16 protein-coding genes are annotated in these 16,390 nt (G+C 43.0%); 1 reads left to right on the top strand and 15 read right to left on the bottom strand.

The window, feature by feature from the left end:
* Positions 1 to 6: 6 nt before the first annotated feature.
* From trmD to pilM, 11 genes are all read right to left on the bottom strand, one after another.
* Positions 7 to 753, bottom strand: coding sequence for a tRNA (guanosine(37)-N1)-methyltransferase TrmD (gene trmD, locus H150_RS13845; protein WP_019958129.1), 747 nt, complete (start codon positions 751 to 753; stop codon positions 7 to 9).
* Positions 753 to 1,268 carry a ribosome maturation factor RimM gene (gene rimM, locus H150_RS0105875; RefSeq protein ID WP_026353514.1) on the bottom strand — a complete coding sequence of 172 codons (516 nt, stop codon included), beginning with the start codon at positions 1,266 to 1,268 and terminating at the stop codon, positions 753 to 755. Before rimM ends, trmD begins: the two co-directional genes overlap by 1 nt.
* 27 nt (positions 1,269 to 1,295) lie before the next feature.
* The gene (rpsP, locus tag H150_RS0105870) at positions 1,296 to 1,535 is read right to left on the bottom strand and encodes a 30S ribosomal protein S16 (protein WP_019958127.1); all 240 of its coding nucleotides are present in this window, start codon (positions 1,533 to 1,535) and stop codon (positions 1,296 to 1,298) included.
* 90 nt (positions 1,536 to 1,625) lie between these two features.
* Positions 1,626 to 4,334: a bifunctional acetate--CoA ligase family protein/GNAT family N-acetyltransferase gene (locus tag H150_RS0105865; RefSeq protein WP_019958126.1), complete on the bottom strand. Its 2,709-nt coding sequence runs from the start codon at positions 4,332 to 4,334 to the stop codon at positions 1,626 to 1,628.
* Between the two features lie 158 nt (positions 4,335 to 4,492).
* Entirely contained in the window at positions 4,493 to 5,575 is a 1,083-nt protein-coding gene (aroB, locus tag H150_RS0105860) for a 3-dehydroquinate synthase (RefSeq protein WP_026353513.1), read from the bottom strand.
* Positions 5,550 to 6,092 carry a shikimate kinase AroK gene (gene aroK / locus H150_RS0105855; protein WP_336234320.1) on the bottom strand — a complete coding sequence of 181 codons (543 nt, stop codon included), beginning with the start codon at positions 6,090 to 6,092 and terminating at the stop codon, positions 5,550 to 5,552. The genes aroB and aroK overlap by 26 nt, the downstream gene beginning before the upstream one ends.
* Before the next feature lie 38 nt (positions 6,093 to 6,130).
* Complete coding sequence (locus H150_RS0105850; RefSeq protein WP_026353512.1) at positions 6,131 to 8,290, bottom strand: type IV pilus secretin PilQ; 2,160 nt, start codon at positions 8,288 to 8,290, stop codon at positions 6,131 to 6,133.
* A gap of 22 nt (positions 8,291 to 8,312) precedes the next feature.
* Positions 8,313 to 8,840, bottom strand: a complete 528-nt coding sequence (locus H150_RS13840; protein WP_019958122.1) for a pilus assembly protein PilP — start codon at positions 8,838 to 8,840, stop codon at positions 8,313 to 8,315.
* A complete protein-coding gene (locus tag H150_RS13835; RefSeq protein ID WP_019958121.1) occupies positions 8,837 to 9,523 on the bottom strand; it encodes a type IV pilus inner membrane component PilO in 687 nt (228 codons plus the stop codon). The genes H150_RS13840 and H150_RS13835 overlap by 4 nt, the downstream gene beginning before the upstream one ends.
* A gap of 2 nt (positions 9,524 to 9,525) precedes the next feature.
* Entirely contained in the window at positions 9,526 to 10,122 is a 597-nt protein-coding gene (locus H150_RS0105835; protein ID WP_019958120.1) for a PilN domain-containing protein, read from the bottom strand.
* Positions 10,119 to 11,213: a type IV pilus assembly protein PilM gene (pilM, locus tag H150_RS0105830; RefSeq protein ID WP_019958119.1), complete on the bottom strand. Its 1,095-nt coding sequence runs from the start codon at positions 11,211 to 11,213 to the stop codon at positions 10,119 to 10,121. The genes H150_RS0105835 and pilM overlap by 4 nt, the downstream gene beginning before the upstream one ends.
* A 114-nt stretch (positions 11,214 to 11,327) precedes the next feature.
* Here pilM and H150_RS13830 point away from each other — a divergent pair, with 114 nt between their 5' ends.
* Positions 11,328 to 13,826 carry a PBP1A family penicillin-binding protein gene (locus tag H150_RS13830; RefSeq protein WP_081619551.1) on the top strand — a complete coding sequence of 833 codons (2,499 nt, stop codon included), beginning with the start codon at positions 11,328 to 11,330 and terminating at the stop codon, positions 13,824 to 13,826.
* A 107-nt stretch (positions 13,827 to 13,933) separates the two neighbouring features.
* Here the strand turns inward: H150_RS13830 and erpA are convergent, their stop codons facing one another.
* The 4 genes from erpA to rplM all read right to left on the bottom strand — a co-directional run bounded on the left by erpA (position 13,934) and on the right by rplM (position 16,337).
* The gene (gene erpA / locus H150_RS0105820; RefSeq protein WP_019958117.1) at positions 13,934 to 14,284 is read right to left on the bottom strand and encodes an iron-sulfur cluster insertion protein ErpA; all 351 of its coding nucleotides are present in this window, start codon (positions 14,282 to 14,284) and stop codon (positions 13,934 to 13,936) included.
* A 30-nt stretch (positions 14,285 to 14,314) separates the two neighbouring features.
* Entirely contained in the window at positions 14,315 to 15,367 is a 1,053-nt protein-coding gene (gene argC / locus H150_RS0105815) for an N-acetyl-gamma-glutamyl-phosphate reductase (protein WP_019958116.1), read from the bottom strand.
* A gap of 139 nt (positions 15,368 to 15,506) precedes the next feature.
* Positions 15,507 to 15,899: a 30S ribosomal protein S9 gene (rpsI, locus tag H150_RS0105810; RefSeq protein ID WP_019958115.1), complete on the bottom strand. Its 393-nt coding sequence runs from the start codon at positions 15,897 to 15,899 to the stop codon at positions 15,507 to 15,509.
* 9 nt (positions 15,900 to 15,908) lie between these two features.
* The gene (gene rplM, locus H150_RS0105805; RefSeq protein ID WP_019958114.1) at positions 15,909 to 16,337 is read right to left on the bottom strand and encodes a 50S ribosomal protein L13; all 429 of its coding nucleotides are present in this window, start codon (positions 16,335 to 16,337) and stop codon (positions 15,909 to 15,911) included.
* Positions 16,338 to 16,390: the final 53 nt, after the last annotated feature.

Below are 16,390 nucleotides of genomic sequence, written 5' to 3'. Positions count from 1 at the left end.
AATATCCTAAATATCATATGGCCTTGTCTGTTGACTCGATGAATCGAGTTCAGACGCCTGTAATTTCAACGCAGCAATCAAATCAGGTCTGCGTTGTTCAGTGCGCAAAGTGGCTTGCTGGGCTCGCCATTTTGCAATCTTGGCATGATTTCCTGAGAGTAAAACTTCAGGAACATTCATGTTTGCAAAGCTTTCAGGCCGCGTGTAATGTGGGCAATCGAGTAAGCCGTTGGCAAATGAATCTTGTTCTGCCGATGCTTGTTTTCCGAGTGTGCCATCAATTTGACGCAATACAGAATCCATTAACATCATGGCAGGCAGTTCGCCGCCTGTGACCACAAAATCACCAATTGAGATTTCTTCATCTACATGGCTGTCAATCAAGCGTTCATCCACGCCTTCATAGCGACCACACAGTAAAATCAAACCATCTAATTGTGCCAATTCTTGCGTTTTGGCATGTGTTAGCGGTGTGCCTTGAGGGCTCAAATACACCACACGAGGAGTTTTTTGGCCTTGATGTTGGGCTTTAGCATGTTCGATTGCAGCTGCCAAAGGCGGCGCCATCATCACCATACCAGGTCCACCACCATAAGGTCTGTCATCGATATAACCGAGTTTGTTATCAGCAAATTGACGCGGATTGATCGCGCTAAATTGCCACAAGCCTTGGTTTAATGCGCGCGAGGTCACACCATAATCGGTGAGTGCGGCAAACATCTCTGGCAGTATACTGATGACTTGAATGTGCATCAGTAATCCAAACCCCATTCCACTTCAATGGTTTTGGCTTCCAAGTTCACTTCGCCAACAAAGTGTTCAATGAATGGAATCAGTTTTTCGCCGTGTTCACCACCACGAATCACCAACACATCATGTGCACCTGTTTGCAACAAACTGTGGACGTTGCCAAGAACAATACCTTCTTTATTGATGACACTCATGCCAATCAAATCTGTCCAGTAATATTCACCATCTTCGGTTTCTTCAAAATCCGCGCGAGCAATGGCAATAGTATAACCTTGCCACAATTCAGCTTGGTTACGATCATCGCAACCTGCGAATTTAACCTGCAGTTCTTTATTGTTCACGACTTTGCCGGTTTCAACTTCGATTTCAACACGTTGTTTGCCTTTAATCAGGTACCAAGTACCATAATCCAGCAAACTGTCGAGATACTCGGTATCGCTACCGATTTTGACCCAGCCTCTGATACCAACGGCACCACGGACAAAGCCCATGGTAATCAATGCACTGCCATCTGGCAGGGTTAAAACCGCATCAGTCATCGTGAATTAAGCTTGTTCTTTAACCAATTTGGCAACCGCGTCGCTCAATTGTGCGCCTTGGCTAACCCAGTGGTTCAAACGGTCGTTGTTCAAACGTACGCGTTCTTGTTTTTCGTTCGCAACTGGGTTGTAAAAACCAACGCGCTCGATGAAACGACCGTCACGACGGTTACGAGAGTCAGCAACAACAACGTTGTAGAAAGGACGGTGTTTAGAACCACCGCGAGACAAACGAATGACAACCATGTGTATTCCTTAAAAATCAATAGAAGTAAACCCGCAATTTTAGGCTAAAAATAGCTTTAATGGCAAGCTCTTAATCGCAAGCTGCTGAATTTAACTGACGGTTTCAACATTCAAAGGGCGAGTAACGATGTAAATATTATGGTCTTCGGGGTCTTTTTTCAGTTTGAAGCCTAATTTTTTAACCAAAAATTGCATACCTTTGTTGCTGACTAAAACTTCACCGCGCATACTGAGTAAGCCTTGTTCGCTGGCAACTGCGAACAGTTTGTTCATTAAAATCGTACCAATACCATGACCTTGCCAAGTATCCGCAATTGAAATGGCAAACTCACACACTTCCATATCTGGGTCTGTGGTATAACGGCTCATGCCCAATACTTCTTCTTGACCATTTTCATCGGTACGCACCAAAGCCAAAGCCATTTCACGGTCATAATCCAATTGCGTAAAACGTACCAAAACTTGTTGTGACAATTGTTTGATGCTAGACATAAAGCGGTTGTAACGACTTTGGTCGGATAAATTGCGTACAAATTCTTGTACCATATCCGCATCTTCAGGCCGCAATGGGCGCAATGCCACAGGCATTCCATTTTTCAGTTGCAAGGTTTCCTCTAAATAAGCAGGATAAGGCATGATGGCCATGTGTTGATAGCGTTGCACATTTTGGGTTGCGGTAGATTGTTTATCAATAATGATACGAGCATCCACTGCAATAGCGCCTTGTGGGCTTAAGAGCAGTGGGTTGATTTCTACTTCAATGATTTCGGGCATGTCGCTGACCAAATCTGACACTCGTAGCAACACTTTTTGCAATGCTTCAAAATCAATGGCAGGCATATGTTTGAATGCACCCAAAGTTTGACCAATTTTGGTACGGTCTATCATGTCTTGGATGATGAATTTATTCAAAGGTGGTAATGCCGTTGCATTGTCTTTTTGAATCACCGCTGATACCCCACCTGCACCAAAAGTGATGACAGGGCCGAATATTTTGTCGCGCGTCACACTGATCATTGCTTCACGTGTGCTTTTTTGTTGCAACATTGGTTGTACGGTCAAGCCTTCGATGCGTGCTGAGGGAGCGAGTAAACGGGCTCGTTCCAGAATTTGACGATAAGATTCACGCAAATTGACTTCATCGGGAATGTTCAAACGCACACCGTCGACATTGGATTTGTAAAAAATATCGGGCGAGTCGATTTTTAAGACGACGGGGTAACCCATTTTTTGTGCCAATTGCACCGCTTCATCTTCGCTTTTGGCCAAATGGGTTGGATTGGTGTGAATGTGAAAACAATTTAACAGACTTTTAGAAGTGTATTCTGGTAAGACCGTCAAATTTTGTGCTTGGGCCGAAGCAATCAATTGTTTGGCTTGCTTGTCATCAGCAGCCACGGTTTTGCCTTCTAAAGGGTTGGGTGTTTGCCATAACAAGGCTTGGTTTTGTTGAAACTTGGCCAAACTGCTGAATACTTCAATGGCAAACTCAGGCGATTTGAAACGGATGGCTTGGGCTTGTGCCAATAATAAATTGCTGTTTTTAACCTTGTCATTGCCCATCCATGCCAGTAGCAAAGGTTTGCTGGTTTGCCTTGCCAATTGCAGCATCATTTTGGCAGTACCAATGTCATCACTGGCTTGTTGAGGTGAAAAAATCACCAACACCCCATCCACATTAGAATCGTCCATGCAAATTTTAGTCACTGAGCGAAAGCGAGCAGGAGACGCATCGTTGCCAATATCTATTGGATTTTGAATTTGAAAGTGAGCAGGTAAAACTTGTTGTAGCAATTGCTGGGTTTCGGGAGCCAATTTGGCTAATGGCACTTTGGCATCGTGTGCATTGTCTACGGCCAAAACACCCAAACCAATGCCATTGGATATAATGGCCAAACGATTGCCTGCTGCGCGATAGTTGGCGGTTAACATGCGTGCTGCGGTAAACATTTGTGACATGGTTTGCACTTGCAACACACCTGCGCGGCTCAAAGCACTGTTAAAAATATCATTGCTGTCTAATAAGCTGCTGGCAGTGGACAAACCATCAATATGATCTTCATCTCGTCCTGATTTTAAGACAACGACAGGTTTTAAGCGTGCCGCTGAGCGCAAAGCACTCATAAAACGCCGTCCATCTTGTATGTGATGGATGTGTAACAAAATGGCTTTGGTACCTGCATCGCTGACCAAAAAATCTAAGATTTCGCCATAATCAATGTCTAAAGATTCAATACCCAATGACAAAACGGTTGAAAAACCAATTTGGCGCGAATCAGCCCAGTCTAATAAAGCAGAACTCAAACCGCTAGACTGGGTGATTAAGGCTAGGCTGCCTTGTTTCAGGACGCCTGGATAGGTAGAGGCTTGCAAGTTTTTGCTGGGGCGTATCAAGCCTAAAATACTGGGACCCAATAATCGGATTTTCAAACGCTTCGCCAACTTGACGGCTTTGTGTAACAATTGCAAATCTTTGGGATTAGGTTCATCTAGATTTTTAATCAACACCACAAAGCGTATTTTTAATTTGGCACAGTCACGAATCAAGCTGTCGTATGATGTGGGTGTCGTGGTGACAATCACCACATCGACTTGAGTCGTCAATTGATTCAAATTGGCAACAGCAGCAATGCCAGCCACCATTGGATGGCGAAGGTTGACAGGGCTCAATTGCCCCTTAAATTCACCGCTTAATAATTGGGTAAAGATGATTTGACCCGTGCTGTGCGGCCGATCACTGGCACCAACCACGGCAATGTGCTTGGGATTGAATAAATCATGCAAATAGTGTGGTTTCATTTGGCGGATCTCAGTAATGGCTATTGAGATATTCTACCTGAAAACAATATGTTATTTGTATATGTTGTATCAAGTTTTGTGAATATAATAATCAAACGAAACAAAGGCGTCCTGTAAGCTCAAGACGCCTTTTTTATGTTGAATATGGCTGATATTGTTTAAACGTGAGGGATGACGTTCGCTAGGATTTCCGCCGTGATGCCTTTGGCCATTGCCGCTTTACCCAAACGCTCTAAAACCACAAAACGCATTTCACCATTGATGACTTTTTTGTCATGTTGCATGTGGGCAATCCATGTGTCTAAATCAAAATCAGGTGCTTGTGTTGGCAATTGGGCTTGTTCTAATAAGCGAATGACACGTGCTGTGTCTTCAGCATTGATGTGTCCTAAATGCTCAGACAAGTGGCATGCTAACACCATGCCCGCAGCCACTGCTTCGCCATGTAACCACACGCCATAACCCATTTCCGTTTCGATGGCGTGGCCAAAAGTATGACCCAAATTCAAATAAGCGCGCACGCCATGCTCTTTTTCATCTTGAGCGACAATGTTGGCTTTCATTTTGCAACAATGGAAAATCACTTGCGCCAAAATGTCTTGTTCTTGCGCTTGAATGGCAGAGATGTTTTGTTCCAAAGTATTCAAAAATTCAGCATCGCCTAATAATGCGTATTTGATCACTTCGGCCATACCTGCTGCAAATTCACGTTCAGGCAAGGTTTTCAAAGTGTCTAAACCAATGAACACCGCTTGAGGCTGGTAAAACGCCCCAATCATGTTTTTGCCCAAAGGATGGTTGATGGCTGTTTTGCCTCCGACGGAAGAGTCGACTTGGCTCAACAATGTGGTTGGAATTTGAATGAATGGCGCACCACGTTGGTAGGTAGCAGCGGCAAAACCGACCATGTCTCCAATCACACCACCGCCCAAAGCAATCAATGTGGTGGAACGTTCAGCATGGTTTGTCAGCAAACCATCGAAAATCAAATTCAAACTTTCCCACGTTTTGTATTCTTCACCATCTGGTAAAATAATGCTGAATGCATCCACACCAGCTGCTTTACAGGCCGCTTGTACTTGTTCTAAATACAAAGGTGCAATGGTATGGTTGGTCACAATGGCGGCTTTTTTAGAGCTGTATTGTGCCAATTGACGCATCAAAGCGTCCTGTAAACTGGATTCAATGAAAATAGGATATTGGTGAGAGGGTGCATCAACAGTCAGAGTCAGTGGCTTCATACAATTTCAGTTGTTGGATTAATTGGCTGACGACAGCGGAAATAGGCTGTGTGTGGGTTTCGATGATGACATCGGCAATTTCATGGTACAAAGGGTCGCGCAATTGAAAGAGTTTTTCCAATTGTTCTCGTGGATTTTCCACTTGTAATAAAGGTCGTGATTTGTCTTGTGAGGTGCGCTTTAAGATGCAGTCTATGCTGGTGCTTAGATAAATGACGGTGCCGGATGCTTGGAGCAATTCACGATTGGCGGCCTGTAAAATTGCGCCACCACCTGTGGCAATCACACAACGCTTCATAGCACTTAAATCTTGTATGACGGCGTGTTCGCGCTCACGAAAACTGGCTTCGCCTTCGAGTTCAAAAATAGTACTGATGGGAACGCCAGAACGTTTTACGATTTCTTGGTCTGAATCATAAAACTGCCAGCCAAGACGCTGCGCCAAGCATTTACCTATGGTGGTTTTGCCTGCGCCCATCAAACCGATAAAAATAAGATTGCCTGCTATGTAGTCCATAGCAGGCATTGTAACCGAACTTAAACCAATCGGATATATCAATAACGCAAGTTTGTACCTGTCGCGCTCATGATGCGAGGTGTGATGAAAATCAACAATTCACGTTGCTCATCGTTTTTGGTTTGACGTTTGAATAAATTGCCCAATACTGGAATATCACCCAATAAAGGCACTTTATCATGTACGCCACCATTACTTCGACGATAAATACCACCGACAATAATAGTTCCACCATTTTCAACCATGACTGTACTGTTCAAATTGTTGGTAGAAATACATGGTTCAGACGCGCGGCAGCTGTTATCAACTGAGTCATTGGTAATATCCAAATCCATAATGATATTGCCATCTGGCGTAATACGAGGCGTGACTACTAATCCCAATACAGCTTCTTTAAATGAAGTAGAGGTTGCGCCACTTGAGCTGGCCTCTTGGTAAGGAATTTCGGTACCAGATTTGATTTCTGCTTTTTTGCCGTTTTGTGTTAAAACACGTGGGCTAGAAATGGTTTTGGTTTTGTTAGTCGCTTCGGATGCGGATAATTCTAAGCCTAAAGCACCTGACAATGTTTGGCGTACCACTGCGATGCTGCTGGTTGGAGCGCTGGCACCTAAATTAACGCTAGGAATATTAGCAAAATTCATTGGGCCTGCCCATGCATTATTGGAACCTGAGTTGCCTGCGGAGCCAACAATACCTGCACCAATCCCTGTAGCAGTGTTGCCGCTAGAGCCTATGTGAGTTTGTTGACCAAACCAACGAGTACCTAGCTCACGAGAGAAACCTGTACCAGCTTCAACAATTCGAGCTTCAACCATAACTTGTTGCGAAGGAACATCTAATTCTTCAATTAGAGTTTGAATTTTACGCAAAGATGAAATCACATCATTAATGATAAGTGTGTTAGTTGCAGGATCAATTAATGCTGAACCACGGCTAGATAAAATAGAGTTACGATCACTGGTACTGGTTGCACCGCTAACTGGAATATTCAAAACTGTACGGAATTCTTCCACACTCTTATATTTTAATTGGAAAGACTGTGAAATCAATGGACCCAGCTCTTCCAATTCTTTGGCGGCAGTCAAATTACGCTTGTCTTTAGACAATAGTTCTTCGCGAGGCGCTACATTAATGATGTTGCCATTTTGACGTTTGTCTAAATCGCGGGCATCTAAAACCAATTGTAATGCTTGATCCCAAGGCACGTCTTTTAAGCTGATGGTCATGCTGCCTTGAACAGAGTCACTGGCAACAATATTCATACCTGATTCTTTGGCCAAAATTTGCAAGATGGTGCGCACTTCGACATTTTGGAAGTCCAAAGTGACATTGCTGCCTTTGAATTTTTGGTTTTTAGAGCTTAAACCAGCTTGGCTCACATTGCTTTGAGGAATGATGTGGAATACTTGACGACCATTCTCCAATTTGTTTTGGTATGACCAGCCACCAGTAGTTATGATTTCCAATTGGGTTTGTGAGTTGTTGCGAGTCAAGTTAATGAAACGAACAGGTGTACCAAATGTAGAAACATCCAATTTCTTTTGCTCAGCAGTACTAATGCTGGTATTTGGCAAGGTCACAATTAGACGGTCGGCTAAGCGTTTGATATCAAATTTGGTTTTTGGATTAGGTAGATTTAAAGTAATTTCACCACGGCTAGCTGAGCCTTTTTTGAAGTCTATGCTAACGCCGCTGTGAGCATATTCATTTTCATTAGAGGGCAGTTGTGCAGCATTGCCAATAGGAGCACTGGATGTTTTAATGGCTGGCTCACTTTGGGTAGTCAAGCTTTTTGGTGATGCACTTTTAGAACTGATATGCACCCAAATCTCATCGCCTTTGCGTTCAGTATAATATTCACTGCCTTCGCGTAAATCGATGGCCAAACGAGAGCGGCCGCTGGTTTCTGCGGCTAATATTTTACCTAGCAAGCTGTCATTGTAGGCAAAATCCGTCTGAGACAAATTCAAACTGGTATTTGGAAAATCTAATGCAATAGTAGGAGGTGTACCTGTTACAAAACCTTTGGGTTCGGTGACATCGCTATCAAACTTAATTTTGACAATTTTTTTATTGTCAGTTAAAGAAGTGACTTTGATATCCGTAATATTGCCTGCCCAGGCTGTTTGTAGCATTAAACCCAAGCTTAAACCAGAGAGCAGTTTAACGGTTGCTTGAATGTGTTTCATATTCATCCCTTATTTTCTTTTATCACTGTTATTTTCCGGTATCGGCACGGACAATACTGCCTTCTCGGTGCTCCCATGCGCCTTCAGTATTTTCTACCAACTCTTTTAATACTATGCGGTCGGGTTCGATAGCAGTTACTTTACCGAAGTCTTGGCCTAAATAATTACCATTTTGAATGGTGTAAATGTGTCCATCTACTCGAATAAAGCCTATGGTTTTACCTGCTTGAACCATAGAACCTACATATTCTAATTTTTCTAAACCAAAAGCTTCTAAGACCTCTTTGGGGCGATTGCCATTAGGACCATTTGCATTATTGATAGCATTACCAGCTTGTAATCGAGCAGAATCAAAAGAATGTAAGCCAGTATAAGCTGGAGGCGTATAGGTCGCCATAGCATTGATACTAGGCACATCTTGTTCTGGATAGGATTTGATGGCTTTGGCTTTGACATCAGCCATCCATTTTTGTAAGTCACCATGCTCTGAGCAAGCACTTAGCATGATGCAACTTAACCCTAAAGCAAAGTATTTGTATTTTAATGACTTATTCATTTTTTGTTTGCTCCATCTGATTCAGACTTATCTTTGCCTTTAGCTTTGGTATTGGCTTTAGCTTTACCTGAATCTTGTTCTGCTTGAGCATTCAATTGGGCATTTGGATCAACCGCTTTATAGGTATTGGCCATCGCTGTCAACGTGAAGGTATTGGATTTTTCATCTTTTGCATCAGATTTTAACTGGATTTGACTCAGTGTAATGATACGAGACAGTTTGCCAACGCTGCGAGCAAATGCACTGATTTCTTGATGGGTTCCTGTCAACGCAATTTTGTATGGCAAAATATCGATAGGACCGTCGTTAACGATGGCTTGAGGCGTCACTGTATTTAAACGCATGCCGCTAGAAGAAGCAGCGTCATGTAATTCTTGAATCAAGTTAGGCACTTCTGCATCGGTTGGCAATTGGCGTAACAATACAGAAAAAGACTCGTTGATTTGTTCTAATTGTTTTTTCAAAGCAGGCAATTGTGCCGCTTCTTTGGCTTTTTTAGAAAAATCTTCTTTGAGTTTGACTTCTGCTTGTTCAGCAGATTCTAAAGCAGCACGTTGATCACTGAAAACAAAAAAGTAGCCTAAGCCCAAAATGATGACCACCACTGCTACTGCAATCCCTAACTGTACTGGAAGAGATTGCTTATACATTTCCTGTAAATTAAATTCTTTTGACGATGCCATGATTAATTGCCCTCCAAAATAGAGCCAGTCTCAGCAGGTGCCCCATCTTTAATTGCACTGTGGTCAACCAATTTGGCACTCAAAATAAATTCTTGTGCTTTTTCTTTTTTGGTAATACTGGTTAATTGAGGTGTTTCAAACACGCCCGTACTTGGTAAGGTTTTCATAAAAATAGCTACCTTACTGTCGCTCGTGGCATGACCAATCAGTTTATAATTGCGCTTGCTATCACCATCAATCGAAGTCAAATACACACCTTCAGGCGCCAAGATATTCAAATCATCCAAAAGTTTGGCTGCTTCAAAGCGTTGATTTTGTAACTCTTCAATTTTTTGCTTGCGTTGCAAGAAACTGTCTCGAGTCAATTGTAGTGCAGCCACTTCTTTGATTTCATTTTCCAGTTTAGCGGTTTCGTTCTTAAGTAAGGTGTTGCGCTCTTGTTGGGTTTCAACCAAGCCTGCCAAACCTATCCAAACCATAATACCCAAGCCTAAACCGGTTAACGCAGCAGCACCCATTAAAATTTGGAATTTTTTCAGCTGCTCTTTTTTGGCTTCTGCACGGTAATCGAGCAGGTTTAATTTAACTATCTTAATCATGCAACACCTCGCACAGCCAAGCCGCAGCATACAGTTAAACGGCCCGCATCTTGTACCAACGATAATGGGTCAATGTGGCTTGCAATACCTAAAAATTGCAAAGGATTGACGACCACGGTATCAATAGTGCATTGTTCTTCTACGACTTTGCTTAAATTTGGCAAAACAGCAGAACCACCTGTTAAAAGGATTTTGTTGATTTTTTCTTTACCATTAGAATGTGAGCTGGTATAGAAAAACTGTAAGACACGTTGAATTTCCATAGCTAATTCTTGGTTGTAACCACTGACAGTAAATTCTTCGTAGTCAATAGGCTGCTCAGAAGATACTTTGATTTTTTCAGCACCTTCTTGGTCAACTTGGTAATTTCGTTGAATTTCACGCGTTAATTGTTCACCACCAAACAAGACTTCTTGTTTGAACAAGACTTTGCCCGCTTGTACAATCAAGCATTGGGTTTTTAAACTACCAATGTCAAAAATGGCTAAGATTTGGTTTTCTAAATCGGGAGATTGAGTGTTAATCCAGTTAGAAAATGCATTGACGATGGCATATGGTTCCACATCCAAAAATTTAGGTATGCCAAAACCAGCTTCTTCTAAGCAGTCTAAGTAAGGCTTGGTATCGCTTTTCAGGGCGATGACCATCAGAACTTCCTCGCTGTCTGAAGCAGTATTGATGACTTGATAGTCTAAGTCCACTTCTTCAATCGTCGCGATTTGGGCAGCTTCAAAATTGGCTGCGTCCTCTAGTGTGGTGCCTGAATCCAATGTATAGCTAAAATTTTGCGTGGTTACGACATTGTGTGGTAAAGCAGCAACAACTTGTTTGCCACTACCTTTGAACTGGCTGCATGCCTGTTGCAATATGACAGTGAATTGTTCTTCATTGTTGATTTTACCATCTTGTACATAACCTTGAGGTATTGGAAAAATTTTGTAATTTTCCAGCACCAATTGTTCAGGAGAGCGTCCTGAAATATGCGCAATTTTTACATTTTGATCAGTAATATCTATGGTTAATAAACCGCGTCCAGTTGAAGCCTTGCTATTCTTTGGGCTTGATGCTGCGGGTTTCTTTTTGAATTTCATTGCAATTATCCCCGTTTGAAAATTAACCTTTAGAAACGTTAATTTTTTTATCTAGCATAAGGTTAGCTTTAACCTTATACTTTGCGCAATCATTTTGCTGAAATAATTCTCCTGATGTTAAAAAAACTAATCAGTACCCTAATTGGATTGACTTTAGGGCTTATTTTTTTTGCTATTGGCTTGCTAGCCATTGCAGTTTTGGTCACATATCCCAAACTCCCAAATTTAGAATCGGTGACCAATTACCAACCGAAGATGCCATTGCTTATTTATTCATCGGATGAAAAGCTTATTGGTATGTATGGCGAAGAGCGCCGTAATTTTACTCAAATTGATGAGTTCCCTGAGTCTTTAAAAAATGCGGTGATTGCTGCAGAAGACCAACGCTTTTATGAACATTGGGGCGTTGATGTGGTTGGGGTGGCTCGTGCGATGGTGGGTAATCTGACGGGCGGCGTCCGTTCGGGTGCCAGTACTATTACCCAACAAGTGGCGCGCAATTTTTATTTAACCAATGAACAAACATTGAAGCGAAAATTCAATGAGGCTTTGCTGGCTTATAAGATTGAACAAAATCTGAGTAAAGACCAAATTTTAGAGTTGTATTTCAACCAAATTTATTTGGGTCAGCGCTCGTACGGTTTTGCGGCTGCATCTTATGCTTACTATAACAAGCCAGTTGAAAAACTGAGTATTGCAGAGGCTGCGATGCTAGCTGGTTTGCCAAAAGCACCATCCGCTTTCAATCCCATTGTTAATTATGAGCGTGCCAAACAGCGCCAACACTATATTTTAAGAAATATGCAAGAGTTGGGCATGATTACAGCGGCACAGCGAGATGAAGCGATGGCCGAAAAATTGGTGTTTGAGCGTGCGGTTGCCAATATTGATGAAAATTCTTTGTATGTGGCTGAAATGGCACGCCAAGCTATGGTAGATAAATATGGTGAGGAAGCTTATACACAAGGCTTCCGTGTCTATACCACTGCGTCTACGGCACATCAAGAAGTAGCGACTAAGGCATTGCGTACCGCTTTGGAAAATTTTGACCGAGGTGCTCGTTTCCATGGTCCTGAAGCACAAATTGATTTGTCTGAATTGGATCAAAGCAGTGACGAAGCGTATTTAGATGATTTGGAACAAGTATTAAGCCCATTTCATACTGTGCGTGGCGAGAGACCTGCTATTGTGACCAAAATTCAAGGCAATAACAAAGTAACGGTTTATGTTGCAGGTCATGGTTTGACGGATATCAGTGGTACCAATTTGTCTTTAATCAAATCGGTTTTGAACAATAGCAAGGCCAAAGCACGAGAAGTCACACCTGGTTCTTTGATTCGTGTATCGAAAAACAAAGACGCGTGGCGGGTCGTGCAACAACCAGAGTTACAGGGCGCTTTGGTCGCTTTGGATGTGCGCACAGGTGCGGTGCGTGCGTTGGTGGGTGGTTATGATTTCCACCGCCGAACCTTTAACCGTGCAACGCAGGCTTGGCGTCAACCAGGCTCCACATTTAAGCCATTCATTTATTCCGCAGCTTTGGCTAAAGGCGTGACAGCCGCAACTTCTTTGAATGACGCACCTTTGTCTTTGCCGGGTATGGGCAGTGGTGGCAAAGCATGGGAGCCTAAAAATTCAGATGGTCGTTATGCAGGTTATATCAGCATGCGCCAAGCATTGGTTGCATCTAAAAACGTGGTGACAGTCCGTTTGTTGATGATGTTGGGTATTAAAAATACCAAAGATTATTTACAGCGTTTTGGTTTTGCAGACAAAGACCATCCAAGCAGCTTGTCTATGGCTTTGGGCTCAGGTTCGGCCACACCTTTACAAATGGCTGAAGGTTATGCCGTATTTGCCAATGGTGGTTATAAGGTGACGGCTTATGTCATTGATAAGGTTTACGATGGTTCAGGCCGCTTGCGTGCTCAAACACAGCCTTTGGTAGCGGGACAAAATGCCACACAAGCTATTGACCCGCGTAATGCTTATATCATGACCAGCATTTTGAAAGATGTGACACGTCGTGGTACAGCAGCGCGTGCCAACTCAATGGGTCGTACTGATATTGCAGGTAAAACAGGTACCACCAATGATATGAAAGATGCTTGGTTTGTAGGTTATAACCCGAAAATTGTGACGGCGGTTTATGTCGGATTTGACCAGCCACGCAGCTTAGGTCGTGCAGGTTATGGTGGTGTGATTGCATTGCCTGTATGGATGGACTATATGCGTTTTGCTTTAAAAGGTATGCCAAACGAAGACATGAAAATGCCTAAAGGCATGGTGCAGCGTGGTGGTGAATATTTCTATGAAGAGCAACAAAGCACCAATACTAAGTTAAATATTGACAATCGTTCTAGCGCACCTATTAAGCCTGAAGAGCGAGATACAGATATCAATAGTAACGGTGGTGGTGTGACAGTGGATCCGATTAATGGCTTAGGACAACCTGGTGGTGGAACGACCGTAGAGCCTATTCAATCGGGAGCAGGTCCACAAGAGGTGAAACCTATCAATACAGCGCCTGCACAAAACAGTGGGCAAGCAGGTTCTACTCGTCCTCAACACAATACACCTGCGCAGTCACAGAATGTAGATGAATTGTTTTAATATCATTCATAAGAAGTGTTTGAATGCCCAATCTGTTGATTGGGCATTTTTTGTAGCAATTAAAAAAGCGTCCTGTAAATTACAGGACGCTTTGTCATCTTAAATGTTTATACCGAGAAAGAAGAGCCACAGCCACAAGTGGTGGTCGCGTTTGGATTGCGAATCACAAATTGTGAACCATGCAAGCTTTCGGTGTAATCGATTTCGGCACCGATTAAATATTGGTAACTCATTGGGTCTACCAAGAAAGTCAATTCGTCTTTGCTGATTTGGAAGTCATCGTCATTGACGATTTCATCAAATGTAAAGCCGTATTGAAAGCCTGAGCAGCCGCCACCGTTGACGAAAACACGCAATTTCAAATCGGGATTGTTTTCTTCCGCAATCAAATCGCGTACTTTCACGCAGCAATTTTCAGTGAAGATGATAGGGTTGTTATCAGTTTGTTGTTCGCTCATGAGTGCGTCCTTTTTTCATGTATGTGTGGGTTAGGGTAGCAAAGGCATGCAATTTAATGCAGTGTTCTCAGGCAGCCCTAGCATGATGTTCATATTTTGTACGGCTTGACCTGCTGCACCTTTGACCAAATTGTCGATGACAGACAAAATAATCCATTGATTATTTTCGGTTTCAGGCGCTCGGTAAGCTGTGATGCGGCAAATATTGGCACCACGTACAGATCGGGTTTCAGGCAAGCTACCGTTTGGCATAACATCGACAAACAAGCTGTCTTGGTAAGCTTCCTGTAACACTTGTAAAGCATCGATACCTTCATTCAATTCAACATAAATGGTGGCATGCATGCCACGAATCAAGGGGGTCAAGTGTGGAACAAAGGTAAATTTTTTGGCAATGTCTGGATTGAATGCAGCAATTGTTTGGCGAATTTCAGGCAAATGGCGATGACCTGAGACACCGTAGGCTTTGAAATTGTCGCCAGCCTCGCTAAAAAGTGTTCCAATTTCGGCTTTTCGCCCTGCACCAGAAACACCAGATTTACAGTCCGCAATGATATGACTTGAGCTGTTTAACGCATTGGCTTGTAATAAAGCCAATAGAGGCAAGCCGACGCAAGTTGGATAACAGCCAGGATTGGCAATCAATTGTGCTTGAGCAATGTCTGCATGCTTCCATTCTGATAAGCCGTAGACTGCTTTTGCAACCCATTCTTCACTGGCATGTTCCATTTTGTAATAATGTTGCCAAGTCGTAATGTCGTCGATGCGATAGTCTGCTGACAAGTCTATGACTTTAATGCCTTGTGCCAGCAATGCAGGAGCTTCTTTCATCGCCACACCATTAGGTGTTGCAAAAAAGACCACATCACATTGATCTAGTTGCGCATCGTCTGGTGCTTGAAAAGTCAAATCATATACGCCGCGCAAGCTTGGGAAATAATCTGCAATGTGTTTGCCTGCCTCTTGGCGACTGGTTATGGCAGCTACACTCACCTGAGGGTGGTGTGCCAACAAACGCAACAATTCCACGCCGGTATAGCCTGTTGCGCCTACAATGCCTACTTTGGTTTTGGTCTCGCTCATCATCCATCCTGTGCTCAAATATCACAGTCATTTTACGCTGTATTGCAGCATAACGGTATGCTTTACATGTATGAATCTGATTGCTTTTGACAAACAAAAAGCCACCCGAAGGCGGCTTTTTGTACACAAAACGTAAATATTAACGTTTTGAGAATTGTTTTGCACGACGTGCTTTGCGCAAACCTGGTTTTTTACGTTCAACTTCACGAGCATCGCGAGTTACGTAACCAGCTTGTGACAATGCAGGTTTCAAAGCTGCATCAAAGTCGATCAAAGCGCGAGTGATACCGTGACGGATCGCACCAGATTGACCAGTTTCGCCACCACCGCATACGTTTACTTTGATGTCGAAGCTTTCCAAGTTTTCAGTCAAAGCCAATGGCTGACGAACAACCATGCGGCCAGTTTCGCGAGCAAAGAACTCATCTACTGGACGACCGTTAACAATGATTTGGCCTGTACCTTTTTGCAAAAATACACGCGCTACTGAACTTTTGCGACGGCCTGTGCCGTAGTAATATTTACCGTTCATCGTGTATCCTTAAATATCCAAAACTTTAGGTTGTTGAGCTTCGTGCGTGTGCTCTGCACCAGCGTACACTTTCAATTTCTTGATCATGGCGTAACCCAAAGGACCTTTAGGCAACATGCCTTTCACTGCTTTTTCCAACACACGTTCTGGGAACTGTTGTTGCATTTCAGCGAAGTTACGCTCGTAGATACCACCAGGGTAGCCAGAGTGACGGTAGTATTTTTTGTCCAATGCTTTGTTACCAGTCACACGCAATTTGTCAGCATTGATCACGACGATGTAATCGCCAGTATCGATGTGAGGAGTGTATTCTGGTTTGTGTTTACCGCGCAAGCGGTGAGCGATTTCAGCAGCCAAACGACCCAAAACTTTGTCTTGAGCATCAACTACGTACCATTCGCGCTTCACCTCATGGGGTTTAGCTGAAAAGGTTTTCATAGGAATAGTTCCAAAAATAGTGAATACTGTAAACCAACGATTTTATGTGAGTG

Source organism: Vitreoscilla stercoraria DSM 513, assembly GCF_000382305.1.
GTDB classification, from domain to species: Bacteria; Pseudomonadota; Gammaproteobacteria; order Burkholderiales; family Neisseriaceae; genus Vitreoscilla; species Vitreoscilla stercoraria.
The sequence above is the reverse complement of the archived record's forward strand: the minus strand, read 5'-3'. Positions and strand labels throughout refer to the sequence as shown.

Excerpts from the sequence above, each read along its gene's own strand:
- trmD (WP_019958129.1), bottom strand. The coding sequence starts at position 753 with ATGCACATTCAAGTCATCAGTATACTGCCAGAGATGTTTGCCGCACTC.
- rpsP (WP_019958127.1), bottom strand. The coding sequence starts at position 1,535 with ATGGTTGTCATTCGTTTGTCTCGCGGTGGTTCTAAACACCGTCCTTTC.
- H150_RS0105865 (WP_019958126.1), bottom strand. The coding sequence starts at position 4,334 with ATGAAACCACACTATTTGCATGATTTATTCAATCCCAAGCACATTGCC.
- aroB (WP_026353513.1), bottom strand. The coding sequence starts at position 5,575 with ATGAAGCCACTGACTCTGACTGTTGATGCACCCTCTCACCAATATCCT.
- aroK (WP_336234320.1), bottom strand. The coding sequence starts at position 6,092 with ATGGACTACATAGCAGGCAATCTTATTTTTATCGGTTTGATGGGCGCA.
- H150_RS0105850 (WP_026353512.1), bottom strand. The coding sequence starts at position 8,290 with ATGAATATGAAACACATTCAAGCAACCGTTAAACTGCTCTCTGGTTTA.
- H150_RS13840 (WP_019958122.1), bottom strand. The coding sequence starts at position 8,840 with ATGAATAAGTCATTAAAATACAAATACTTTGCTTTAGGGTTAAGTTGC.
- H150_RS13835 (WP_019958121.1), bottom strand. The coding sequence starts at position 9,523 with ATGGCATCGTCAAAAGAATTTAATTTACAGGAAATGTATAAGCAATCT.
- H150_RS0105835 (WP_019958120.1), bottom strand. The coding sequence starts at position 10,122 with ATGATTAAGATAGTTAAATTAAACCTGCTCGATTACCGTGCAGAAGCC.
- pilM (WP_019958119.1), bottom strand. The coding sequence starts at position 11,213 with ATGAAATTCAAAAAGAAACCCGCAGCATCAAGCCCAAAGAATAGCAAG.
- H150_RS13830 (WP_081619551.1), top strand. The coding sequence starts at position 11,328 with ATGTTAAAAAAACTAATCAGTACCCTAATTGGATTGACTTTAGGGCTT.
- erpA (WP_019958117.1), bottom strand. The coding sequence starts at position 14,284 with ATGAGCGAACAACAAACTGATAACAACCCTATCATCTTCACTGAAAAT.
- argC (WP_019958116.1), bottom strand. The coding sequence starts at position 15,367 with ATGAGCGAGACCAAAACCAAAGTAGGCATTGTAGGCGCAACAGGCTAT.
- rpsI (WP_019958115.1), bottom strand. The coding sequence starts at position 15,899 with ATGAACGGTAAATATTACTACGGCACAGGCCGTCGCAAAAGTTCAGTA.
- rplM (WP_019958114.1), bottom strand. The coding sequence starts at position 16,337 with ATGAAAACCTTTTCAGCTAAACCCCATGAGGTGAAGCGCGAATGGTAC.